Below are 23,870 nucleotides of genomic sequence, written 5' to 3' on the forward strand. Positions count from 1 at the left end.
CGACCCCGTTCAGCGCCCGGCGCGGCGGAGCACGCCCAGCTTCTTGCCGGAACGCTTCGGCGGGTGCGTCGACGTGGTCACGGTGTTGTCGTCCTCGTCGTGGCCGTAGCTGTAGCCGTAGCCGTAGCGGCCGTGTCCGTAGGCGCCCGGGCCCTTCAGCGGCATCTTCGTCAGGACGAAGCCGGAGACCGGGGCCCCGACGTTCTCGAGGGTGGCGACGGCCGCGGCGAGCTGGCCCTTCAGCGTCTGTCCCGAGGCGACCGCGACGATCGCGCCGGAGGCCTTCTTGGCCAGGATCGCCGCGTCGGTGACGGGCAGCAGCGGCGGTGCGTCGAACAGGACGTAGTCGAACTGCTGCTCGAGCAGGTCGATCAGGTCCTGCATCGCGCGCGAGCCGAGCAGCTCGGACGGGTTCGGCGGGATCTGACCGGCGGGCAGGACGACGAGCTTGCCGCGGCCCCAGGGGTGGGCCACGTCCTCCAGGTCGGCGCGGCCGATCAGCACGTCGGTCAGGCCGGCGTTGCTCTCGACGTCCATGTACTCGGCGACGCGGGGGCGGCGCAGGTCGGCGTCGATCAGGATGACGCGGAACCCGGCGCTGTCCAGGGCGATCGCCAGGTTCGCGACGGTGGTGCTCTTGCCCTCCGACTGCATCGACGACGTCATGACGAAGGTGCGGGCACCAGTGCCGATGTCGAGGAACTGCAGGTTGGTGCGGAGCGTGCGGAAGGACTCGGCACGGGGGCTGCGCGGGTCCACCTGCACGATGAGCGGACGTTCGGCGGCCTTGGCGTCGAAGGCGATCCCACCGACGACCGGCTTGTCGCTGATCTTCTCGACGTCGAGTTCGGTGCGGATCCGGTTGTCCAGGGTCTGGCGCAGCACGGCGATGCCGATGCCCAGGGCGAGCCCGACGAGCAGCCCGAGCGCCACGTTGACGGGCACGTTCGGGCTGACCGGGACGCTCGGCACGTCGGCCTGCTTCACGCGGGTGAGCTTGACCGTGCTCTTGCCGCTCGCGTCGGTGGCCTCGATGTCCTGCACGACGTTGGTCAGGCTCTGCGAGGTCGCGTTCGCGATGTCGGCGGCCTGCACCGGGTCGGTGCCCTCCACCGAGATGGAGATGAGGGTCGTGCTCGTCGGCGCCGTCGCCGACACCATCGTCGCGAGCTGGTCCGCGTTCATGTCGAGCTTGAGCGACGAGATGACCGGCAGCAGCACGATCGGCGTCGACACCAGGTTCGAGTACGTCAGCACCCGCTGCTGGGTGAACGTGTTGCCCTGCGCCAGGTCACTGGCGCTGCCGGACGTCTCCGTGGAGACGAAGACCTGCGCCGATGCCGAGTAGACCGGCTTCTTCAGCAGGGAGAACCCTGCGGCTGCGGCCACTCCCACCAGGGCGAGTACGACGATCAGCACCCATCCCTTGCGGAGCACCGTGATGTAGTCGCGGAGTTCCACGCCTTTGCCTTCCCCGATCATGGCCGTCCCCGTGGTCCCGACACAGGCACGCCGGGGTACTCCCAGCGCACGGCATACAAATAGTGCCACAGGAACGAGTACTGCTCGGGGGAAGTCGCCATCCGCCGCGCGGTGTCCTCTACGGTGGCCCCATGCGCTCCGAGCCGGCCACGACCACCACCGAGCCCAGCGTGCGGCGACAGCGGGACCTCATCGTCATCCTCGTCGCACTCGGCGTCGCCGTGATCCTGACCCGGATCGTCGGACAGGTCACCCGGACTGGGGGCATCCCCTCGCCGGTCCTGCAGGTGCTCGCCGCGGACGCCGCCGTCTGGGTGCCGCTCGTCGTCGCGGCCGCCGTGGTGCTCCGTCGGACCCCGCGTGCGGCGATGGTGTCGCGGCTGCGGCTCGACCTGGGGATCGTGGTCTTCGCGATCGGCATCGTGATCGTGTGCCGCGCAGTGGACGTCTTCATGTCGCTCGCGTTCACGGGGACGACCGGGCTGGTCCCCGCACCGACGCTCGGCACGCCGGACGTCGGGCTGCTGCTCGTGTCGGCCATCGGCATCGTCGTCGTCAGCCCGGTGCTCGAAGAAGTGGTGTTCCGCGGGCTGTTCCAGCGCCGGCTCGCCGCCGAGCTCACGCCCCGCACCCGGTTCCTCGCGGTGCTGGTCACGGCGTTCCTGTTCGCGCTGCTCCACCTGCTGCTCGGTGCGGGTGGCACGTCGCTCGGCGGGTTCCAGGTGTTCGTCACGACGTTCCTGCTCGGCCTGCTCACCGGCACGCTCGTCGCGATGACCGACCGCATCGGCGGCGCGATCCTGGCGCACGTGCTGTTCAACGCGGTCGCGGTCGTCGCCACCTGGCCGCGCTGAGCGGCCAGGGCTGCGTCCCCAGATGGGGTCAGGGGCGGTCGCTCAGCCGCGCGGACCACTAGCCTGCACTGAGCATGACTCGCCCAACCAGCATCGTCGACAACCCTCTCGTCCGTCAGGCTCCGATCAGCGGCCTGTTGGCGCTGTCGGCGTTCCTGAGCGTCGTGATGCCGTCGCTGCCGATCACCCAGCACCACCTGTTCGTCGCGAGCGTGGTCGGCGTGGTGGTCGCGACGCTGATGAGCGCGATCCCCACGCTCGTGCGCCGCGCGGCCTGGGTGGTGCCGATCCTGCTGACCGTCGACTTCCTGACGATCGCGCTGCTGCGCACCGGTACGGGTGCGGGTGCCTCGGTGTTCACGGCCCTCGTGGTGCTGCCGGTGATCTGGTGGGCATCGCTCGAGGGGCGTCGAACCGTGGGGTTCGCGGTCCTCGGTCTGCTGGTCGTGATGCTCGCCCCGTACGTGCTGACCCCGACCGACCCGCCCGGGCCGAGTGAACTCGTCCGCGTCGGTGCCGTGGTCATCGTGTTCGGCACCGTCGCCGTCGTCGTGCACGAGCTCTCCCGTCGCTCGCGCCTGAACCTGCGGTCGGCCGAGGCACGTGAGGGCAAGGTCCGCGCCGAGATCGACCGGGCGGCCGCCGTGCAGCGGTCCCTGCTCCCGACGACGACCGGCCGCATCACCGAGGACGTCGTCGTCGCCGGTGCCTGCCTGCCGGCCCGGAGCGTCGGTGGGGACTTCTTCGACTGGTACCCGACGCCGACCGGGGTGGCGGTGAGCCTCGGCGACGTCATGGGCAAGGGCGTCGGCGCGGGGCTGATCGCGGCCGCGGTGCGAGCGACCCTGCGCAGCGCCCGGACCGTCGAGGACCCCGGCGAGGCGCTGAAGCGGGCATCCGACGGGCTGACCGCCGAAGGCGTCGGACCCGATCTCGCCTTCACCACGCTGTTCCACGCCCGGATCTCCGACGACGGCACCCTCCAGTGGGCCGACGCTGGTCACGGATTGAGCTTCGTCCTGCGGGCCGACGGACACGTCGACCGGCTGCGCTCCGGCGACATGCCGCTCGGGCTCGGCATCCGCGAGGAGTGGGCGACTTCCGACGGCACCCTCGAACCGGGCGACCTGCTCGTCTCGTTCAGCGACGGCGTGCTCGACCTGTACGACGACCTGGACGACACGATCGACTCCGTCGCCGCGATCGCCCGCGCCGGCCGCGACCCGCACGCGGTCGTCCTCGCGCTGTCGGCCCGTGCCGACGAGGTGCCGCACGACGACGACGTCACGGTGATCGCGATCCGCCGGCAGCCGGTCGAGGTGGACACCGAGCGACCGCTCGCGATGCACGCGGACTGACGGCGCGGAACAAGCGCACGGCGGCCGGTGCGGAACGCACGGACACCGTCCAGAGATTGGTACGCGCCGCCGCTCGAACCCGAATCGTGCGGCGACGCGTGCAGACGGTGAGCGTCTGCCCTCGGACGCCCTAGCGTCCTCGGTCTGTGGGGGCGGCCCGACGAGCCACCCGGAGGGTCAACCGACCCGGGCGAGGTCCCAGACGGGCGGCACGTACGCGCGGGACCAGCCCTCGCGCAGGCGCGTCACGGCGCGGTCGAACGCCTCGAGCAGGTCCATCTCCGGTCGCACCATGGACTGCAGCTGCAGCCCTTCGTAGGTCGCGAGCAGCTGCTCCGAGCCGCGGGCCGGTTCCATCGTGCTCGGCTCACGACCGAGCAGGACGTCGCGCTCCAGGGCGTGCTGCACGAAGGCGTGGAAGCGTCGCCACCGGGCGTGCAGCATCGGCGCGAGCGGGTGCTCGGGCGATGCCGCGATGTTCAACGTCGCCGTCAGGAACCGCATGAGCGACGGGTCGGCCACGTTCGCGGTGACGATCGCACGCAGGAACCGGATGGTGCCGTGCTGCTCGGCCAGGGGCATGAGCGGCACGGTGCGCTCCTCGTTCCACCGGTCGATGGTCGCCAGAAGCAGGCCGTCCCAGCTCGGAAACGTGCGGCCGACGACGTCGGTGTCCACTCCGGCCGCAGCCGCGACGACCTCGGGGGTCACCTCGTGCAGCGGACGGGAACGCAGCGCCGTGATCATCCCGTGGATGACCTCACCCCGCAGGGCGGGGTCGTCGGGGGTGGTCACCGGCGGCGTTTCGATGTGCATGCATACACTGCACCAGCCCGACGCGCCCGTGCACAGTCCCCCGAACGGGAACGCGCGTTCCCCGGACAGGCGTGACCACCCTGGTGTCGTCGCTCGGAGTGAGCCATACTCGCCCCATGCAGTGGGGACGGATCGCACCGGTCGTGGCACTCGTCGTGGTGCTCGGCGGCACCCTGGCGGGCTGCGCCCCCGAAGTCGGCGGCGGGACCGGCGCCCCCACGAACCCGAGCAACGACGACAACGTGCAGAGCACCGGGTGCACCGACTACGTCCAGCTGAAGACCCCGGCCGAACGCCGCGACGCCGCTGAACTCGTCGTCGACGCCGAGGTCACCAAGACCGACCGCACCGTGGAACCGCAGGGCATCTACGAGGTGTACGAGGCGACGGTCACCGACGTCACGAAGGGTGACGCCGTCGCCCCCGGCGACACGATCCAGGTCATCAGCACCTCGGACCAGTGCGAGACGAGCGGCGAACCGGTCGAGTACCTCTCGGGCGACCCCCTCGCCGACCAGGGCGCCTTCCGCCTGTACCTCTCCCACGACGGAGACGACGACGTCTGGCAGCTCGTCGTCCCCGGCGCCGCCGAGCCACGGCCCGCCGACTGACGCCGCAGCCCGCCGGCTGACACCGGGCCCGCTACGGCTGCTCCGGCACCGTCACGATCCGGTTCTGGTACGCCCACACCACGGCTTGCAGCCGCGACCGCACCCCGAGCTTCGGCAGCATCCGCGCCAGGTGCGACTTGACGGTCGAGACCTCGAGCACCAGGGCTGCGGCGATCTCCTCGTTCGACATCCCCTGCGCCAGCAGCAGGAGCACCTCGCGCTCACGGGCGGTCAGCACGCCGTCGGCCCGGTCGCCGGAGACCGGCTGCAGGCTCCGACGAGACACGAACTCCCGCAGCACCCGCCGGGTCAGGGCCTGGTCGAGCGTGCCGTTGCCGGCGGCGACCTGCCGCACGGCGTCGACGATGGTGTCCGGCTCGGCGTCCTTGAGCAGGAACCCGGAGGCCCCGGCCTCGAGCGCCCCGAACACGTAGTCGTCCAGGTCGAACGTCGTCAGCATGAGCGCGGGGATCGCCGGATCGGCGTCCGGTGCGCAGAAGATCCGGGCGAGTTCGATGCCGTTCATCACCGGCATCCGGATGTCCAGGCAGGCGACGTCGGGTCGCGTCTCGCGCGCCAGCGCGAGCGCCTCGCCGCCGTCGGCGGCCACGCCGACCACCTCGATGTCCGGCTCCGCACCGAGGAGCGCGGACACCCCGGCGCGGACCAGGGGCTGGTCGTCCGCGACCAGCACGCGGATCACGCGACCGCCCCGGGGCCGTCGGCGGCCTGCGCGGGTGCGGCAGGTGCCTCCCGGCCGAGCGCCAGCTCCACCAGCCATCCGCCGGTCGCGGTCGGGCCGGTCTGGAGGCGCGCCCCGACCAGGTCCGCCCGCTCGCGCATCCCCCGCAGGCCGTTGCCGCCCGAGGGAGAGGTCCCCGCTGCCGGGACGGTGGCCGGTGCGTTCTCCACCCGGATCACCACCCGGGTCGCGTCGCGGTCGTCGATGGTGACGGTGCACGGGGCGGACGGGGCGTGCAGGGCGGCGTTGGCCAGTGCCTCCTGGACGGTGCGGTAGGCGGCGAGCTGCGCGAGCGGGCCGACGCCGTCGGCCAGCGGGCGGTCCCCCGGCAGCACGTCGAGCCGGACGTCGCTGCGGAACCGGGCACGTTCGGCCAGGTCGACGATGCCGGCGACGGTCTCGACGGCGCGCTCGGCGGGGGCGTCGTCGCGGAGCAGGCCGACCAGGCGGCGGAGGTCCTCGAGCACGGCGGTGCTCTGCTCGCGGACCTGGCGGGCACCCTCGTGGGCACGCTCCGGGTCCGCGTCGATCTGCCGGTCGATGACGGCGGCCATCAGTGCGATGCCGGACAGGTGGTGGGCGGCGATGTCGTGGAGCTCACGGGCCATCGCGGCACGTTCACGGGACACCGCGGCGTCGACCAGGGCATACTGCTCCCGGTTCACGGCGCTGGCCTCGGCGGTGCGGGCGACACGGACCTCGCGGCGGGACTGCACGAGCAGGGTGACCAGGAGGGGCAGGCCGACCGCGCCGATCGCCTGCAGCACGCCCTGCCCGAGCGAGCCGGTGAGGGCCGTCGAGACGTCACCGCGGCCCGCGCCACCGGCGACGGCGGCCAGCACCGCGCTGCCGGCTGCCACCAGGGCAGCGGCGACCACGAGTGTCGGCCACAGGCGGGCCAGCGGGACGCGGAGTGCGGCGAGGACGACGGCGACGACCACGGGCAGTGCGGTGAGGCCGAACAGGTCGGACGACTCCGGGGCGAGCGCCGCGACCACCACCGGCAGGGCGGCGACCACGATCAGCACGGTGCGTGGTGCCCGGCGGGCGGCGAGCAGGGCTGCCGCCTGGGCCAGCAGGCCGAGGGCCAAGACAGTCCAGGAGGCCGAGAACACTGCAGGGACCCCCAGAGCCAGGGCGGGGCCGTCCGGTTCGAGGCTGTCCAGGGGCGGCAGGCCGAGCAGCAGCCCGAGGGCGACGACGGCCGTGCCGAGGGCGACGAGGACGTCGACGCGGCGGGCGCGCTGCTCGGGCTGGGCCGATCGCGCGGGCTGCGCTGCCGGCTCGCGCTGTGCTGCCGACTCGGCCGGTGCGCGCAGCGCGTCGTGCTCAGCGGGTGCCATCGTTGGATCCTACGAGGCGGGCGCGGGTGGGGACCGGTGCGTCGAGGGGCAGGGCGCGTCGGGCGGGGTCGTAGCCCAGGCGGCCGCGGGTCGCGACGAGCAGCACCACGGCGGCGATCGTCGACATGATCGTCAGGCCGATCATCAGCGTGCCGGCGGTCATGCTCGGGTACATCTCGGGGAACAGCGTCGAGATCGTGTTGTTCACGCCGACGTGCAGCAGCAGGGCCAGGGGCAGGCTCTCGCGGGTCTTGTTGAAGACCTGGATCATCACGACGTTGAAGGTGATGGTGAACAGGGCGAACACGACGGGCTCGCTCCAGTGCGCGTTCGGCCAGCCGCCCCAGTCGCTGAAGTACAGCGGCATGTGCCAGAGCGCCCAGATCGGGCCGAGGATCGCGGCGGCGCCGAGGCCCCCGAAGCGGTGCTGCAGGCGCGGCAGGGCGAAGTCGCGCCAGCCGGGCTCCTCGCTCAGGCCGGTCGAGAACAGCTGGATGATCAGTCCGGGCACGAGCATGGCGAAGGCCAGGGCCGAGGGGTGCCGTACGTCACCACCGGCGAACGGCAGCGCGGACACGACGATCAGGGCCGGCACGACGACGAGCGCCAGCGCGTACCAGTACCAGGCGACCCGCCAGCGGAACAGCCGTCCCACCCAGCGGCGGAGCCCCGCGCGACCGTCGGCGACCGCGGTGACGATGAAGGCACTGCCCAACGGGCCGAGGAGCGCACCGGGCAGGACGCCCGTGAACTGAGCGCTGCCCAGGACCTCGGGGAAGTGGATGTCCCAGACGCCCATGCCGTGCGGCGACAGGATGTACGGCACCCACGCGAGCCAGCTCAGGCCGAGTGCCATGGTGAAGAAGGACACGAGCGGGTGCCGGGCGATGAGGCCGCGCACACCCCCTCTGTCGCGGGCTGCGGTGCCGGCGGTGGGCCGGACTTCGGTTGTGTTCGTCATGTACGCGACGCTAGGAAACGGGGCGCTCGGGGACGACCGGCTTCGGGATGCACCTGCGGGAGTTCCATCGAAGGATGCAAGTGCGCTGCGGGTGGGTTCGGCACTCCTGAACACGCCGTCGTCATCGCTCGACGACGGCGTCTTCCGAACCGACTCGGCCCGCAGGATGCCGGCGTCTCGCGGGTCCGGTCAGGCAGCGCGCTGTGCGGCCACGTGGGCCAGGACGACGGGGTCCTCGCAGCCGCGGGCGAACCCCAGGATGCGCCGGTCGATGTCCCGCTGCAGCACGAGCACGCCGATGCGCTCGGCGATCGGCGCGAGCCACTTCGGCCTGCAGGTGAAGTTGTAGCGCCAGACCGCGAGGGTGTGCCCGGGCTGCCCCTCGGCCGCCGTGAAGCGCCATCCTCCGCCCATGCGCTCGAAGAACCACGAGCCCTTCGTCATCTTCATCCCCACGTTCGAGGGCGGGTGGTACGAGACGTACTCGCTCTCCATCGCCAGCCCGAACCGTTGCACCGTGTACGTCCGGACGCCCTTCGCCGGCACGGTCGCACCGTCCATCAGGTGCTGGCGGCGGATGAAGGGGTCCCACCGCTTCCGGATCGCCCCCTGTGTCTGCGAGACGGCGAACGCCACGTCGGGCTCGACCGGGATGACGCAGCGGGACTCGACGACGGGCATGAGTCATCCTCGCACGTGGCGGTCGCGCGGGCCTCCCCACGCGGCGGACGTCAGGCCCGGTGCCGACCGGCACCGGGCCTGACGTCCCGCGATCCCGCGGGCCTGCGGTCAGCGCACGCGCCGTCGACGCCGCAGCGCCACCATCGCGGTACCCGCTCCGAGCAGGAGCACCGCCGCGATGAGGCCCGGCAGGAGCGAGGCACCGGTGAACGCGAGGTCTCCGCTGCCCGTCCCGATGCCGCTCGTACCGCTCGTACCGGCCGGGCTCGTGCCGTCCGGCGTCAGGGCACCGGGAGCCGCTTCGTTGCCCGGGCCTCCGGCTGCGCTGCCGCCGCCCTGCCCGCCATTCCCGCCGTTCGCGGGCGGATCGACCTTTGCCGTGGTGACCACCGCTGCCGACACGTCGGCTGCCAACCCGGCGGGGTCGCTCAGGTGCAGCGCGGTGACGGTCCGGTCCCGCCCGCGGGTCCGCTGCTCGTTGAGCACGACCTTCCCCAGCCCGCCGGGCAGGGCGATCCGGGTGTTCGCCCGGATCGTGCCCGCCGGGATGGTGGTGCCCGCGATCCGCCCACCCGCGGTCGTCACGGTGGCACCGCCGTGGGTCACCCGGACACGGACGTCACGGAGCTCGCCGGCGATGCTCGTGCCCGGGTAGAGGACGACCCGTTCGAGTCGGACCTCGCCGCGGTCACTCGCCGACCGCACCGTGACCCCGTCGACACGCAGCTGTCCGGTGGCGCCGTCCCCGACCTGGTCCGCCCGCTCGGTCACGGTGGTGCCGTCGGCGGCGGGCGCAGCGACGGGTTGCGCCGGGACGTCGCTCGGTCCGGATGCCCGGAGCCCGAAGGCATGCCAGCGTGCGATGGCCGGGTCGTGCGGCTCCGGTGTCGGCGTGGTGCCGCCCCCGCCCGGGGTCGGGTCCGGGGCGGGCTGCGCCGCCGCCAACGTCACCTGGCCGAGCAGCACGTCGGGGTGCGTCCCGGTCAGGTCCTCGTAGCGGAGCGCCGTGAGCGTGACGGTCCCGTCCGGGTTCTCGGTCCGTTCGCCGAGGTGGACGCGGACCCGTTCGGTCCCGTCCGGGGCGAGCCCCGTGTACAGGTCGGTGGCGGTGTTGATCCACACCCCGTTCACGAACACGGCGTTCGACTCGTCGTCGAAGGAGACCGTCATCGTGCCGGCCGCCGTCACCTCGGCGTGCAATCCGTTCACGCGGAGTGCCGGCCAGCGGTAGGCGGCGACGGGGTCGGTGGCCTCGTCCGGGATCTGCTCGAAGTGCCCGACCGAGATGGTCGCGGTGTCGCCGTCGTCCCCGATCCCCGCCGTGACGTCGGTTGCCCGGGCGGGGTAGTCGGCGATCGCGTCGATGCGGGCGGCGGAACGGTGTTCCCCGGCACTGGTGACCCGCGGCTGCGGGGCGACCAGCGCCGTACCGCCCGTCCCCCGGACGCCCACCCCGAAGGCGGCGGTGACCCGAGCGTCCGTCGGGCTGCTCGCCCTCGCCGGGATCGTGACGGCGCCGAGCCGCACGTCGGGGTGCGCCCCCGTCAGGTCGCGGTAGTGCAGCGCGGTCAGGGTCGTGCTGCCGTCCGCGTGCACCGTGCGCTCCCCGAAGGCCACGCTGACCCGCTCCTTGCCGTCAGCGTCGACGCCGGTGTACAGGTCGGTGGCGGTGTTGATCCACACCCCGTTGACGAACACCGCGTTCGACTCGTTCGCGAAGTCCACGGTCATCGTCCCCTCTGGCGTGAGGTGGGCGTCGAGGCCGTACACGCGCAGCGCTGGCCAGCGGTACTCCGCGACCGGGTCCGAGGCCCGGTCGGGGATCTGCTCGAACGAGTCGAGGTGCACGTCCGAAGTACCGTCCGCCGCAGTCGAGACGGTGACCCCACGTGCGGTCGACGGGGAACCGTCGGCAGCGTCGACCCGGTCGGCGGTGCGCTTCGCGACGCCGGTCACCGTGGGCTGCCCGTCGATGAGCACGGTTCCGTCCGGGGCAGTCACCTGCACACCGCTGACGCTCCGGGTGGCCAGGGCGTCGCCGTGGGCCGGGGTCGGCTGCGGCGCGGGATCAGGCGTCGGAGCCGGGGTCGGGGTGGGCGTCGGCGTCGGCGTCGGGGTGGGAGCCGGCCAGCGGTCACCCGCCGCGCAGGAGACCGATCCGGCACGGACGCGCCAGATCTCGGAGGCACCGGCTTCGGCGTCGATGCGGAGCGCGACCGTCGTCGTGGTGCCGTCGGCGGCCGTCGTGGTGCTGCCGACGACGACCTTGGTGGCGCCGTAACGGGACTCCGGCAGGTCGCGGCTCCACCCGGGCGTCGCGGTGGCCTCGGTGGTGACGTCGTCGCCGTCGATGGTCAGGCGGTCGAACGACACCGCGGGGGTGCCGCCGGGAGTGCACGCGGCGCGGAGTCCGGTGAACACGACGGGGGGACGATCGCGCAGGGTGAACTCCCCGCTCGCGATCGTCGAGGTCGCCCCGTCCGGGCCGGCCTCCGAGCGCAGACCGCTCGTGCGGGTGGTGTTGAGCTTCAGGACGTCCTGCGTCGTGTCGACCCGGGCCACCGTCGGGTCGCCCGAGTCCCAGCGCACGGCCGGGGTCGGTGCGGTGAGCGTGCCACCGTCGATGTCGGTCAGTTCGACGCCCGACGCGGCGGCGAGGGTGGCGCCGTCGGCCGCGGTGTCCGCGCTGGCCGGCAGCGCGAGCATGGGCACCACGAGGCCGATGCCGAGCAGCGCCGAGGCCGCGAGCGCGATGACGGAACTGGTGCGTGGACGATCGGTCATCGGCGGGCCTCCTCGGCGAACGCGGTGAAGAAGGCGCGGCCGGCGGGGACGCCGACCCCGGTCACGTCGTCCCAGCCGGGTGCGGATCGGAGTCCCTGCCGACCGGTGTCCCAGAGGAACAGGGTCTCGGGCCACAGCGCTCCGGCATCGGGCCCGCGCGGCGACCAGGTGGCAGCGGAAGCGGGGCGGACGTCGCGGACGGCGTCGGTCCCGAGCATCTCGTAGAGCATCGGCGTGACGAGCCCGATCCGGACCCCCGTGGCGGCCTTGGCCATGGCGACCATCGAGGCGACCATCGGGGTCGCCAGACTCGTGCCGCCGTGCGTGACGTAGCCGGTCACGCCCTTGTGTGGCCCGTACACGACGAAGCCGGTGTTGGGGTCGCCGATCGACGCGACGTCGGGGACGAGTCGCCCGGTCCCCGGTTCGTCGAGCAGCTGGCGCTGCCACGTCGGTCGGTCGTAGACGTCGGACTGGCCGCCGCCGGCGCCGTACGCGAAGCCCGGCGGGATGAGGGCACCGTTGCGCGCGAAGCGGGTCTCGGTCTCCCAACCAGCCTCGACCGCAACGGAACCGTCACGGGCGAGCCCGGTGCTGGTCGCTCCGACCGCGGTCACGTACGGGCTGGACGCCGGCGACGACACGTCGGGGCCGGAGTCGTGGTCACCGACGGCGCTGTTGTCGCCGTCGTTCCCCGAGGACGCGAACACCGAGATGCCCCGGGCCCCCGCCTCGACGAGCACGCGGTTCAGCAGCGTCCGGTCGTCCGCGGTGTCCAGGTCCTCGGTGGACCCGAACGACAGGCTGATGACGTCCGCACTGCCGTGTTCGACGACGTCGAGGATCCGCGAGAACAACGAGGTGGTGCTGCAGTCGTCGGCACCCCAGTACTCGATGTCGGCGTCGGGGGCCATCGCGTGCACCGCCTGCACGTCGAGGTGCTGCTCCTCTGTCCAGCTCTGCGGCCCGCCGCAGCGGGAGGTGTCCGGCGACGCCGGAGCGTGGTGCTGGTACTGCCCCGAGCGGAACGGCTGGGCGCCCGCCGCCCGGAAGTAGGTGTCCGTGTTCGCTTCGACGTCGGGGTCGTCGTAGGCGGCGACGATCGCGATGGTCGCGCCGCGTCCGGTGTACCCGGCCGGCACGTCGTGGACCTCGCGCAACTGGGCCGGCTGGTACCCGCACAGCGCGTTCGATCGGTGCGTGACCGGCACCGATGCGGGCCAGTCCGTCGTGAGGCGCTCGCCCCACCATGCTGCGCACTGTCCGTCGTCGGCCAGGACCGGCGGTCGCGGGACGGTCTCACCCGGTGCCGGGGTGGGTGCCACCGCTGCTGCAGTGGTCGTCTCGGTCGGTCGGACGGCGTCGGAGTCAACGGCTCCGGACACGCCGACGACGGCGGTCAGCCCGCGTGGCACGGCGAGGGCGCGGACCGGTGCCACGGCGCTCTGTCCGGCGACGTCCCACCGCGCGAAGGAGGTGTGGAAGGCGTCCGCGATGCGCGCGGCCGTCCCGCGAACGGGCAGGGACGCGATCGAGCGCTCGACGGGGCCGACGTGGAGCCCGGCACCGCGCAACCAGGTCGCCACGGCCGGGGCGCGGTCGAGGTACACGGGGTCGAGGAGGACGGTGAGGGACAACTCGTCGGCGGTCACCGGGTCACCGCGCTCGGCGTGTGCGGTCCAGGCGGGGACGGAGTCCGCGAGCGGTCGGTCGGGCGAGGGCGGTGCGGGGCGCACGAGGAGCGCGCCGGGGATGATCACGGCGAGCGCGAGCGCACCGATGAGGAAGCGTGGACGCATGGGTTCCTGATCTGCTGAGAGGCGGGGACGCAGCGCTGCGCGCTGCCACAGCGACCTTACATGAAACTGAGAATCGTTATCACTCGCAGGACACGAGCAGTCCAGACAAACAGGAGGCCCGGTGTCAGCTGACACCGGGCCTCCTGTCCGTCAGGGGGTCAGACCACGGCGCGCAATGCGTCCGCGATGCCCGTCAGGGCCACGTCGACCTCGTCGGCCACGCGCTGGTGCGTCGCCGTCGAGCGACGGTAGGGGTCGTCCACGTCGTCGTCGGCCGGGTCGGCGGGCGGCGGGACCGTGCCGCGCAGCCGGGCGACACGCTCCACGAGTTCCTGCGGGGTCGTCACGTCGGCCAGGTCGCCGGGCTCGAGGCCGGCGAGCACCCGCGCGAACTGCTTGATCGTGAACGTCCGCTTGGATGCCCGCGGCGCCAGGGAGACGGCGGCTGCACGGTGCGATCGCTCGGCGGTCAGCACCAGGTCGGCGTTCGCGACGATCTCGGCCGTCAGGTACCGCGACCGGTGGGCCGACGGGTCGCCCCCGAGCCGGACGGACTGCTCCGCCGCGGCGGCGTCCATCGCGGCGCCGTCGTCGGCGATGGTGCCGGCCGACTCGACCACGAACGCGGGGGCGTCCGGGCCGAGTCGTGCCGTCAGGACCTGCGCGCCGAGCGGCGACCGGCAGATGTTGCCGCTGCAGACGAACAGGATCCGCATCGTCACGCTGCGTCGGTGCGTTCGCCGGCGCGCTGGTCGGCACGCTCGTCGTCGCCGAGCAGGTCGTGCCGCACGACGATGGCGTCACGGCCGGGTCCCACACCGATCGCGGAGATCCGTGCGCCGGACATCGCCTCGATCGCCAGGACGTAGTCCTGCGCGTTCTTCGGCAGGTCGTCGAAGGTGCGGGCTCCCGTGATGTCCTCGGTCCAGCCGGGAAACTCCTGGTACACCGGCTTCGCGTGGTGGAAGTCGGACTGGTTGACCGGGACCTCGTCGACGCGGACGCCGTCGACCTCGTACGCGACGCACACCGGGATCGTCTCGAGCCCGGTCAGGACGTCGAGCTTGGTGAGCACGAAGTCGGTCACACCGTTGATGCGTGCCGTGTAGCGGGCGATCGGGGCGTCGTACCAGCCACAGCGACGCGGGCGGCCGGTGGTGGTGCCGAACTCGAAGCCGTTGGCGCGCAGGAACTCGCCCGACTCGTCGAACAGCTCGGTCGGGAACGGACCGGCGCCGACGCGGGTCGTGTACGCCTTGACGATGCCGATGATCCGCTCGAGCTTGCCCGGGCCGATGCCCGAACCGGTCGCGGCGCCACCGGCGGTCGCGGACGACGAGGTGACGAACGGGTAGGTGCCGTGGTCGACGTCGAGCATGGTGGCCTGGCCGGCTTCGAACAGGACGGTCTCGCCACGCTCGAGCGCACGGTGGATCTCGAGGGCGGTGTCGGCGACCATCGGGCGCAGGCGCTCGGCGAACGAGAGCAGCGACTCGACGACTTCTTCCGGGTCGATCGCACGGCGGTTGAAGACCTTGACCAGCAGGTGGTTCTTCTGGTCGAGCGCCGCCTCGACCTTCTGCCGCAGGATGTTCTCGTCGAAGATGTCCTGGATCCGGATGCCGACGCGGTTGATCTTGTCGGCGTAGGTCGGGCCGATGCCGCGACCGGTGGTGCCGATCTGCCGCTTGCCCAGGAACCGCTCGGTCACCTTGTCGACGGTGCGGTGGTAGTGCGTGATGACGTGGGCGTTGGCCGACACGAGGAGCTTCGAGACGTCGACGCCGCGGGCGCGCAGGGCGTCGAGCTCCTGGAACAGCACCTCGAGGTCGACGACGACGCCGTTGCCGATGATCGGGGTCACGCCGGGCGTCAGGATGCCGGAGGGCAGCAGGTGCAGGGCGTACTTCTCGCCGCCGACGACGACGGTGTGGCCGGCGTTGTTGCCGCCGTTGAACTTCACGACGTAGTCGATGCGGGAGCCGAGGAGGTCGGTGGCCTTCCCCTTGCCCTCGTCGCCCCACTGGGCTCCGATGATGACTGCTGCGGGCATCTGGTTCTCCTCACGTTGGCGGAGGACCGCACACGGCCGTCCGGGCCGGTGGTCCACCCGAGTCTATCGGCTGGTCACCTGCGCGTCACCCGCTGTGACGTCCTGTGGACGGCGGGCCGCTTGTCCACATCGAGCGCACCTGGATGTCCGTCCGGATCGGTCGGAGCACGGTCGGACGCGTCCAGATCCACGACGCGAAAGGAGCACGACATGAGCGGCATCGGAGACAAGGCGAAGGACTTCGCCGACAGTGACAAGGGCGAGCAGGCAACGGACGCCGGCCTCGACAAGGCCGGCGACGCGGCCGACAAGGCGACCGGCGGCGGACACGGCGACCAGATCGGCAAGGCCGAGGACGCGGCCGACGGCAAGATCGGCAAGTGACGTCCGAGACGTCACCGACGTATAGACGGGAGGCGCGGTGCCAGCTGGCACCGCGCCTCCCGTCTGTCCGCCGGTGCGTCCCGAGCCACCCGGCCGACCCCGGATCAGCTCCGGAAGAAGTCCTGGTACGACGGGTCACCGACGGGCTGGGAGTGCCCCGGCTCGGCCAGGCGCTGCTCGATCATGGCCTGGATGACGTCCGGCGGAGTGAGTCCACGACGGCGCCACTCGACCGGGTTGGACCGGAGCTGGTTCAGCGTGTTCTGCATGGGACAAACAGTGGCACCACTTCACTAGTTTGTCTAACTACCTGTCCCGAACACGCGTTCGCGGGGTGGGATGCCCCGCGCTTGGTGAGCAGAAGAGGTCGGATCCCCACTCGGGACCCGACCTCTTCTGCTCACCATGTGGCGCGTGAACCGCGCGCGCACCCTGTCCTAGCGGCGCGTGACCTTCGCGGTCGCCCCGGACTTGGCCGTGCCGTCCGCGTACCCGGAGGCGTGGGCCGTCACCTGCACGCTGATGCGGTGCCCGACGTCGGACGAGCCGAGCTTGTACTTGGTACCCGTTGCCGACTTGACGACCTTGCCGTCACGCAGCCACTGGTACTTGTAGGTCGCCTTCGTCGTGCTCCACGTACCGTGCTTCGCGGTGAGGGTCGAGCCGACCTTCGCCGTCCCGCTCACCGTGACCTTGCTCCCCTTCGCGAGCGCGAGCTTCGGCGGGACCACGTTGATCGTCGACGTGTCGGCCTGCTTGCCCGCCGCGTTGTCGAGGTGGAGCAGCAGCACCGTCGCCTTGGTGACACCCGAGGCACGGGTGACCGTGAGCGAGTCGGCGTCGGCGAACAGCACGCCGGAGGTGCCGTCCTGCGAGAACGACAGCTTCGGCTTCGACGGGTCGAACGTGGCCGTCTTCGTCTCGTCCACGACCGAGGAACCGCTGGTGGCGGCACCCGGGGCGTAGGCCGACTCCGTCAGCACCGTGTAGTCGAACTTCTTCGACGAACCGATGGCCTTCGCAGCGACGGTCAGCACCTTCACGGAGCTGTCGAAGGTGTTCACGTCCTGTCCGGGCGCACCGCCGTTGAGCGGCTGGACGTCGACGACGGGGTCGACGTCCGGGTCGTCCAGGGCGGCCTTCGCCAGGTCGACCGTCGTGGCGAACGTGGCGTCCACGGCAGCCGACTTCGCGTTGTACACCAGGAAGTCGGGCTCGCCGTCACGGTCCGTGTCGATGAGGACCTCGACGTTGGTGACGGCGCCCGGGTTCGCGTCCGGACCGGCGGTCTGCACGCCGAACGCCAGGGTTCCCGACGCCTTGTCGTACGACGCACCGTAGGAACGGACGTCGGCCGCCTGCAGCGAACGCGTCGCCGAACCCTCGGGGAACGCCTCGGCGGGGTCGGTGCCGCCGAGCACGAACGGAGCGACGGCGGCGTGGTAGCCGGTCGTCAGTCCACCCTGGTCGAGCGTGCGGCCCTTGAGCGTGAGCTCGGCCGACTTGCCCGGTCCCGTGAACGAGACCGTGGTCCGTGCCCGCACCGCGCTGACGGGCTTCGGGGCCACGTAGGCCCCGAGGCGCATCGGGTTGAGCGAGCTGTCGGTCGGCGCGAACGCCACGATGCCGGAAGCGGCGGCCACGAACTCGCGCTGGTAGCCCTGCTGGACGGCCTCCTGGGTCGGGTCGATGACCCGGCGGAGCTTCGTCGCGTCGGCGACCGAGAACGTCAGCGTGACCGACGCGGTGCCGTTGGCGGGCACCGTGACCTGCTTCGAGCTGAGCGCGAAGGTCACACCCGGCTGCGACACCTGCGGCTGGTACGACACGTTGTACGTGTGCGCCGTGCTGTCGGTGTTGTCGATCTGCAGGGTGCGGGTCTCGCTCGTCCCGCTCGCGACCTCGACGACGCCGAACGACGCGGTGACGAGCTGGTCGTTCTCGGCGCTGCGGACCGTGGTGCCGGCGGTGACCGCCTGCAGTGCGTCCACGCGACCGGTGCCCTGGCGGAGCAGGGTGGCCGAACGATTGCCGTCCTTCACGTCGTGCGTCGCCGTGTTCATCAGGGCCGCCTTGACCTGCGGGGCGGACCAGGTCGGGTGCGACTGGAACGTCAGCGCCGCGATGCCCGCGACGTCCGGCGTGGCCATGGAGGTACCGCTCATCGACATGCGGCCGTCACCGGTGCCGTTGGCCGCGGAGATCACGTTGACCCCGGGGCCGGCGATGTCCGGCTTGACGATGTCGTCGAACGATCCGTGCACACCACGGCTGGTGAACGACGCGAGCGTGTTCACGGCGTCCGCCTCGATGGCGACCTCGAAGCCCTTGAGCTCGTCCGCGAAGCGCACGTGCAGGGTCCCCGCCTTGGCGGTGGCCTGGAGGCTCGCCACGCTCTTCGCGGTCAGCTCGGCACCCGGGATGGTCGCGTTGCCACCGATGCCGGATTCGAACGTGTCGAGCGTGCCCGCCAGCAGGACGCCGACGCCGCCAGCGGCCTCGACGTTGTTGAAGCGCACGAGGGAACCGCACTCGAGCGCGGCGTCCGTCCACTTCAGCCAGACGACCTTGCCCTTGATCTTCGCGGCGTCGGCGGCGCTGAACGCTGCACAGCCGTCGATGTTCGCGGTCGGGACGACGACGTCACCCTCGACCGGCAGGGTGCCCTTGAAGTTGGACGAGTACTGCGAGCGGTAGGTCTTCGCGGCGTCGGCCGGTGCGGTGACCTGCACGCCGTCGTAGAGCGACTGGCCGGTGGCGCTCGCGGCGACCGTGAGCGCACCTTCGGCGTTGCCCGGCGATCCACCGATGTCGGTGAAGTCGTCGGCGTTGCCCGAGGCGATCACGGGGAGCACACCGCGAGCGGTCAGTGCGTCGATCTTGGCGTTGTCGGGGTCGTCCGGCGCGCCGTAGTCGGAGCCGAGCGACAGGTTCAGGACGTTGATGTCCTTGCCCTCGGTGAGCGCCTGGCCCACCCAGTCGAGCGCGGCACCGGTGACGTCGGTCGAGCCACCGTTGTCACCGAAGACCTTCAGGGCGTACAGGCCGGCCTCGGGCGCGGTGCCGGGACCGATCCACATGTCCTGCACCTGCTGCGTGGTGAGCTTGGTGTAGTCGCCGTCGAACTGCTGCTTGTCGGCGGTCAGGCCGTAGCCGGCGATCGAGCCGGACACGTGCGTGCCGTGGTCGCCGCCCTTGCCGTCGATCGGGTTGTCGTCGGGAGCCGGCACCGGGTCGTAGGCGTCCGGGTCCGTCGGGTCGGCGTTGTAGGTCGCACCGGCGAAGTCGTACCCGCCGAGGAACTTCGACGCGTCGTACAGGCTGGGGTCCGGGGCGCCGCCGCTCGCGTTCGCCAGGGCCTGCTGGTACGCCTCGGTGGTGCCGGGGCCACCGAAGTCGGCCTGCGTGTAGTCGAGACCGGTGTCGAGGACGGCGACGTTGACGTCCTTGCCGGTGTGGCCGGTCTGCTGCCAGGCGTTGAGCGAGCGCGTGTAGACGTCGCTCGCGGCGTTCTTCGGCGCGACGCCGTCGACACCGGGCTGGACCAGGCTGGGGTCGACACCCGAGGGAGCGGCGTCGGCGTTCTCGTTGACCGTCGGCTCGACGATCTTCTTCGGCGTGAGCGGGATGATGCTCTCGACGTCGGAGCGCTCCGCGATCTTCCGGAACGCGTCGACGTCGGCGACGACCGCGACGCCGGGGACGGTGTACTCCGTCGAGTAGAGCTCGGTCGCGTCGGCGTCGGCGCGCTTGACGGCCGACCGCACCGCGGCGACGGTCGACTGGATCGCCTCGACGCGGTCCTTGGCCGCGGAGGACTGGGTCCGCGACTTCGTCAGGTCCCCGCCCTTCGCCTTGGCGTCCACTTCGAGGGCACCCTGGCCGGTCGTGCGCACGAACGCGGCGACGGTCTTCGTCGGCTTGGCATCACGGAGCGGGGCGGAGAGCTTGAGGTCGGCCACCGAGATCCCGGCCGGAGCTGCGGAGGCCGCGCCCCCGACTGCGAGACCGCCACACGCGAGGGCCGCGACGGCGATGCCGGCGGTCAGGACGCGGGTGAAGCGATGGGGGGTTGGGTTCGGGTCGATGTTCGGTGTTGCACGGTTCAAAGAGGGCACTCCTGGCTCAGTCCGTGGTTCGCATGAGATTCCTGTGAAGCTATGCGTTCGTTCTCAGGGAAGACAGTCCGCACTTTGGGGGACTCCCCTCGTCCGGGGGACGGAACCTGTTAAGTTGCACACACGTGTGCACGTTATTACGATGGGGTGTGTGACCACCAGCGAGCAGCCCTCCCGCGCGCCCCGCCGCGACGCCACGGAGAACCGGGCAGCCCTCCTCGACGCGGCGAAGACCTGTCTGCAGCAGGACCCGGACGCCTCGATCGAGACGATCGCCGCGGCTGCGGGACTCTCGCGCCGTGCGGTGTACGGACACTTCCCCTCCCGCGACGACCTGGTGCGCGAGGTCGTGACCGCCGGTGCCGCCCGGATCGCCGCGGCCATGCCCACCGCATCGGACCTGCAGGAGCTCCCGCCGGCCGCACGCCTCGCCGCCATCGCGGTGACGCTCTGGACCGAGGTGTCGCACGTCCGCTCGATGGCCCGGGTCGCCGTCCGCAGCCCGTTCGCCGAACCCGTGGCCGAGGTGTTCGCGCCGTTGCGCTCACAGGTACGCCAGGCGTGCGCGCTCGGGATCGCCGACGGTGCCATGCGGAACGACGTCGACCCCGAGACGCTCGGCCGTCTGGTCGAGGGCGCGTGCATCGCCGTCCTCGACGAGGCCACCCGTTCCGGCACGAGCGACGAGGACGGACGGCGCATGGTGGTGGTGTCGGCGCTGGGCATGGCCGGCATCGACTGGCGCACGGCACTGCTCTCCGAACCCGCTGCTCCCACTCCCACTCCTGCCCCGAAGGACCACGCATGACGCTCGAACTCGACCACGTCGGCATCGGCGAGGAGCCCGGCGCACCCCTGCCCGTCGTCTCCGCCGTCGCCGCCCCGGGACGCCCCGGGGTCCTCGCCGTCGAGACCGAGCAGGCACCCGTGCTCGCGTCACTCGTCGCCGGCGGCCGCATGCAGCCCGACACCGGCCGGCTGCTGCTCGACGGCCACGAGGACCCGGCAGCCGTCCGTCGCTCGTTCGCCCTCGTGGACACCCCCGGGGTCGCCGAGCCCTTCCCCGTCATGACCCTCAAGCAGATCGTGCGTGAGGAGCTCGCGTTCGCCGGGCAGCGCCCGAACCGCGAGCACGTCGACACCGTGCTCGACGAGCTCGGACTGCGGGACTACGTCGACACCGCGGTGCAGCGGGTGCCGACCGCCGTGCGCGTCCGGCTGCTCGTCGAGCTCGCCCTGCTGCGCGACGGTGTGACCGGCATCGTGATCACCTCGCCCGAGCGGCACGGCGGCGCGGTCGAGGACTGGTTCCAGGTGGTCCGCGACGTCGCACGACGGGGCGTGACCGTGGTCCTCGTGACCTCGAAGGCCGCCGCCACCACCGTCGAGCACCTGCTCGACACGATCGACACGCACGACGGCGTCGAGACGCACGGCGACGTCGCGACGCTCGCGACGCCCCAGACCGAGGACCCCGAGGACGTGGCCCGAACCGACGGAACCGAGCCGGGCCTCCCGGCCGCTCCTTCCGTCACCGAAGCATCCGCAACCGTCCCGACGGAGGCACAGAAGTGACCACCACCTCGCTCGTCCGCGCAGAACTCGCGCGGCTCACCGCGACCCCGCTCGCACGCCTGGCGTTCATCGCGCTGATGATCGTGCCGCTGCTGTACGGCGGCGCCTACCTGTGGGCGAACCGCGACCCGTACGCGAAGCTCGACCAGATCCCCGCCGCGATCGTGAACCTCGACGCCGGCGCCACGCTGGACGGCGACCACGTCGACTACGGCAAGGACGTCACGAAGGAGGCCATCGACGGCGCCGACTTCAAGTGGACGAAGACGAGCGCCGCCGATGCCCGCTCCGGCGTCCGGAACGGCACGTACGACTTCGTCGTCACCATCCCGCACGACTTCTCGGAGCACCTGGTGTCCGCGCAGTCCGACGACCCGACGCAGGCGAAGCTCGTCATGACCACGGCCGACACCAACTCGTACCTGGCCTCGACCATCGCCGAACAGGCGGGCAAGACCATGCGCACCGCCGTCGCCGAGCGCGTCGGCAAGCAGGCGGCGAAGACCCTGCTCGTCGGGCTCGCCGACGTCCGCGACAGCCTCGGCGACGCCGTCGACGGTGCCGATGAGCTCGCTTCCGGGACCAAGAAGGCGGACCGTGGTGCGCACACGCTCGCCGACGGTACCGGCAAGCTGTCGTCCGGTGCGGCGGAGCTCGCGTCCGGCACGGCCGACCTGCCGTCGCAGACCCAGCAGCTGAACAGCGGAGCGCAGCAGGTGGCGTCGGGGGCGTCGACCCTGGCGTCCGGGCTGGCCAGCGCGCAGCAGCAGACGGCCGCGCTGCCGTCGCAGACGCAGCAGTTGGACAGTGGGGCGCAGCAGCTGCAGTCCGGGCTGCACCAGCTCCGTGACCAGACGGCTTCGCTTCCCTCCGACTCTGCACGCCTGTCCACTGGTGCGTCGCAGGTCGCCGCCGGGAACGCCGCGCTGGCCGACGAGGCCGCACCGTTCATCGCGGGCGTCCAGCAGCTCTCTGCGCAGTCGCCGGAACTCGTCGCGTCGCTGAAGCCCGTCGTCCAAGCCTCCACGGTGCTCTCCGCGGAACAGAAGACCCGGCTGCTCGCCGGGCTCGACGACCTGCAGGCCGGCAGCACCGAGCTCGGTACCGGTGCCGGCGACCTGTCCGGCAACCTGCAGAAGCTCAAGACCGGCAGCGCGCAGGTGTCCGCTGGCGCCTCCCAGCTCGCCGAGCAGGCCCCGGCGCTGACGAGCGGCATCCAGCAGCTCTCCGACGGCTCGGACACGCTCGCCGCCGGCACCGGGAAGCTCGCCGCGAAGGCTCCGGAGCTGTCGTCCGGGATCGCGGACGCGGCCACGGGTGCCTCGACGCTCTCGTCGGGGGCTTCGAAGGTGGCCGACGGCACGTCGAAGCTGGCCTCGGCCGCTCCGACCCTGTCGTCGGGTGCGTCCCAGCTCGCGACCGGTGCGAAGACCGCCGACCAGGGCGCTTCGTCGCTCGCGTCAGGGTTGGACAAGCTCACGACCGGCTCGTCGAAGCTCGCGTCGTCGCTCGACGAGGGCCGCACGAAGATCCCGGCGTCGAACGCATCGGAGCGTGCGTCGCAGGCCTCCGTCATCTCCGACCCGGTCAAGGTCGGGGACGACAACGTCGCCGCCGCGTCGAACTACGGTGCCGGCCTCGCGCCGTTCTTCATCTCGCTCGCGGCCTGGATCGGCATGTACGCGCTGTTCCTCATCCTCAAGCCGATCTCGAAGCGTGCGATCACGGCGGTGCGGAAGCCCCTCGCCGTGGTGTTCGGCGGCTGGCTGACGCCGGCACTCCTCGGCCTGGTGCAGATGGTGGCGCTGTTCTTCATCGTGCGCTTCGCCCTCGACCTGAACGTGGTGCACGTCGGCGGCACGATCGGGATCATGGTGCTGGCCTCGGCGACCTTCGCGGCGATCATCATGGCGCTCAACGTGCTGCTCGGATCGGTGGGGCAGTTCCTCGGCCTGGTGCTCATGCTCGTGCAGCTCGTCACCGCCGGTGGGACGTTCCCGTGGCAGACGCTGCCGGGGCCGTTGGCGGCGCTGCACTTCGCGCTGCCGATGACGTACTCGGTCGACGCGATCCGGCAGACGATGTACGGCGGGAACCTCGGTGCCGCGTGGTCGGACGCGGGCGTGCTGCTCTGCTGGCTGCTCGGGGCGCTCCTGGTGTCCTTCGTGGTCACGGCGCGGCAGACCCGCTCCCGCACGCTGCGCGACCTGCGCCCGAGCCTGATCGGGTAGCGGGCGCGGCGGGCGGGGGGCGCTCGCGCGCGGGGCCGCCCGCTACATCGAGTGAGCAGAAGACGACGGGTGTGCAAT

General features: G+C 71.8%; 19 protein-coding genes. 7 read left to right on the forward strand and 12 right to left on the reverse strand.

All coding sequences use genetic code 11. The features are described from left to right. Positions 1 to 9: 9 nt before the first annotated feature. A complete protein-coding gene (locus DEJ01_RS00575; protein WP_110864273.1) occupies positions 10 to 1,461 on the reverse strand; it encodes a polysaccharide biosynthesis tyrosine autokinase in 1,452 nt (483 codons plus the stop codon). 152 nt (positions 1,462 to 1,613) lie between these two features. On the opposite strand from DEJ01_RS00575, the gene DEJ01_RS00580 reads away from it, so the two are divergent. Both DEJ01_RS00580 and DEJ01_RS00585 read left to right on the forward strand, forming a co-directional pair. Next, complete coding sequence (locus DEJ01_RS00580) at positions 1,614 to 2,336, forward strand: type II CAAX prenyl endopeptidase Rce1 family protein (protein WP_111039205.1); 723 nt, start codon at positions 1,614 to 1,616, stop codon at positions 2,334 to 2,336. A 74-nt stretch (positions 2,337 to 2,410) separates the two neighbouring features. Then, positions 2,411 to 3,694, forward strand: a complete 1,284-nt coding sequence (locus DEJ01_RS00585; protein WP_146247530.1) for a PP2C family protein-serine/threonine phosphatase — start codon at positions 2,411 to 2,413, stop codon at positions 3,692 to 3,694. Between the two features lie 177 nt (positions 3,695 to 3,871). Here the strand turns inward: DEJ01_RS00585 and DEJ01_RS00590 are convergent, their stop codons facing one another. Then, positions 3,872 to 4,510, reverse strand: coding sequence for a TetR/AcrR family transcriptional regulator (locus tag DEJ01_RS00590; protein WP_139196581.1), 639 nt, complete (start codon positions 4,508 to 4,510; stop codon positions 3,872 to 3,874). Positions 4,511 to 4,626: 116 nt separating this feature from the next. Between DEJ01_RS00590 and DEJ01_RS00595 the strand changes: the two genes are divergently transcribed. Further along, positions 4,627 to 5,121, forward strand: coding sequence for a hypothetical protein (locus DEJ01_RS00595; RefSeq protein ID WP_111091923.1), 495 nt, complete (start codon positions 4,627 to 4,629; stop codon positions 5,119 to 5,121). A gap of 31 nt (positions 5,122 to 5,152) precedes the next feature. Here DEJ01_RS00595 and DEJ01_RS00600 read toward each other — a convergent pair whose 3' ends face one another. The 8 genes from DEJ01_RS00600 to DEJ01_RS00650 all read right to left on the reverse strand — a co-directional run bounded on the left by DEJ01_RS00600 (position 5,153) and on the right by DEJ01_RS00650 (position 15,484). Next, positions 5,153 to 5,824 carry a response regulator transcription factor gene (locus DEJ01_RS00600; RefSeq protein ID WP_110892023.1) on the reverse strand — a complete coding sequence of 224 codons (672 nt, stop codon included), beginning with the start codon at positions 5,822 to 5,824 and terminating at the stop codon, positions 5,153 to 5,155. Next, the gene (locus DEJ01_RS00605) at positions 5,821 to 7,206 is read right to left on the reverse strand and encodes a sensor histidine kinase (protein WP_146247531.1); all 1,386 of its coding nucleotides are present in this window, start codon (positions 7,204 to 7,206) and stop codon (positions 5,821 to 5,823) included. The genes DEJ01_RS00600 and DEJ01_RS00605 overlap by 4 nt, the downstream gene beginning before the upstream one ends. Next, positions 7,193 to 8,167: a CPBP family intramembrane glutamic endopeptidase gene (locus tag DEJ01_RS00615; protein ID WP_111091926.1), complete on the reverse strand. Its 975-nt coding sequence runs from the start codon at positions 8,165 to 8,167 to the stop codon at positions 7,193 to 7,195. Before DEJ01_RS00615 ends, DEJ01_RS00605 begins: the two co-directional genes overlap by 14 nt. Before the next feature lie 189 nt (positions 8,168 to 8,356). Beyond that, a complete protein-coding gene (locus DEJ01_RS00620; protein ID WP_111033706.1) occupies positions 8,357 to 8,848 on the reverse strand; it encodes an SRPBCC family protein in 492 nt (163 codons plus the stop codon). 108 nt (positions 8,849 to 8,956) lie between these two features. Continuing rightward, a complete protein-coding gene (locus DEJ01_RS00625; protein WP_181438314.1) occupies positions 8,957 to 11,632 on the reverse strand; it encodes a hypothetical protein in 2,676 nt (891 codons plus the stop codon). After that, on the reverse strand, positions 11,629 to 13,431 hold the full coding sequence (locus DEJ01_RS00640) for a S8 family serine peptidase (protein WP_111091930.1): 1,803 nt from the start codon (positions 13,429 to 13,431) through the stop codon (positions 11,629 to 11,631). The genes DEJ01_RS00625 and DEJ01_RS00640 overlap by 4 nt, the downstream gene beginning before the upstream one ends. Before the next feature lie 158 nt (positions 13,432 to 13,589). Next, positions 13,590 to 14,147, reverse strand: a complete 558-nt coding sequence (locus tag DEJ01_RS00645) for a low molecular weight phosphatase family protein (RefSeq protein WP_258375621.1) — start codon at positions 14,145 to 14,147, stop codon at positions 13,590 to 13,592. Between the two features lie 2 nt (positions 14,148 to 14,149). Next, entirely contained in the window at positions 14,150 to 15,484 is a 1,335-nt protein-coding gene (locus DEJ01_RS00650; protein WP_017886319.1) for an adenylosuccinate synthase, read from the reverse strand. Positions 15,485 to 15,694: 210 nt separating this feature from the next. On the opposite strand from DEJ01_RS00650, the gene DEJ01_RS00655 reads away from it, so the two are divergent. Next, positions 15,695 to 15,868 carry an antitoxin gene (locus tag DEJ01_RS00655; RefSeq protein WP_071404361.1) on the forward strand — a complete coding sequence of 58 codons (174 nt, stop codon included), beginning with the start codon at positions 15,695 to 15,697 and terminating at the stop codon, positions 15,866 to 15,868. Between the two features lie 104 nt (positions 15,869 to 15,972). Here the strand turns inward: DEJ01_RS00655 and DEJ01_RS17990 are convergent, their stop codons facing one another. Then, positions 15,973 to 16,137, reverse strand: coding sequence for a hypothetical protein (locus tag DEJ01_RS17990; RefSeq protein WP_155896763.1), 165 nt, complete (start codon positions 16,135 to 16,137; stop codon positions 15,973 to 15,975). 168 nt (positions 16,138 to 16,305) lie between these two features. Continuing rightward, positions 16,306 to 19,977, reverse strand: a complete 3,672-nt coding sequence (locus tag DEJ01_RS00660; protein ID WP_146247534.1) for a S8 family serine peptidase — start codon at positions 19,975 to 19,977, stop codon at positions 16,306 to 16,308. A 160-nt stretch (positions 19,978 to 20,137) separates the two neighbouring features. On the opposite strand from DEJ01_RS00660, the gene DEJ01_RS00665 reads away from it, so the two are divergent. The 3 genes from DEJ01_RS00665 to DEJ01_RS00675 are packed head-to-tail and all read left to right on the forward strand — an operon-like array spanning position 20,138 to position 23,792. Then, positions 20,138 to 20,794 (forward strand): TetR/AcrR family transcriptional regulator, encoded by a 657-nt coding sequence (locus DEJ01_RS00665; protein WP_111091933.1) that lies wholly within the window; start codon positions 20,138 to 20,140, stop codon positions 20,792 to 20,794. Further along, complete coding sequence (locus tag DEJ01_RS00670) at positions 20,791 to 21,561, forward strand: hypothetical protein (protein WP_111091934.1); 771 nt, start codon at positions 20,791 to 20,793, stop codon at positions 21,559 to 21,561. The genes DEJ01_RS00665 and DEJ01_RS00670 overlap by 4 nt, the downstream gene beginning before the upstream one ends. Next, positions 21,558 to 23,792 carry a YhgE/Pip domain-containing protein gene (locus DEJ01_RS00675; RefSeq protein WP_111091935.1) on the forward strand — a complete coding sequence of 745 codons (2,235 nt, stop codon included), beginning with the start codon at positions 21,558 to 21,560 and terminating at the stop codon, positions 23,790 to 23,792. Before DEJ01_RS00670 ends, DEJ01_RS00675 begins: the two co-directional genes overlap by 4 nt. The last annotated feature ends 78 nt before the right edge of the window (positions 23,793 to 23,870 follow it).

This window comes from Curtobacterium sp. MCLR17_040, assembly GCF_003234735.1.
GTDB lineage: Bacteria > Actinomycetota > Actinomycetes > Actinomycetales > Microbacteriaceae > Curtobacterium > Curtobacterium flaccumfaciens.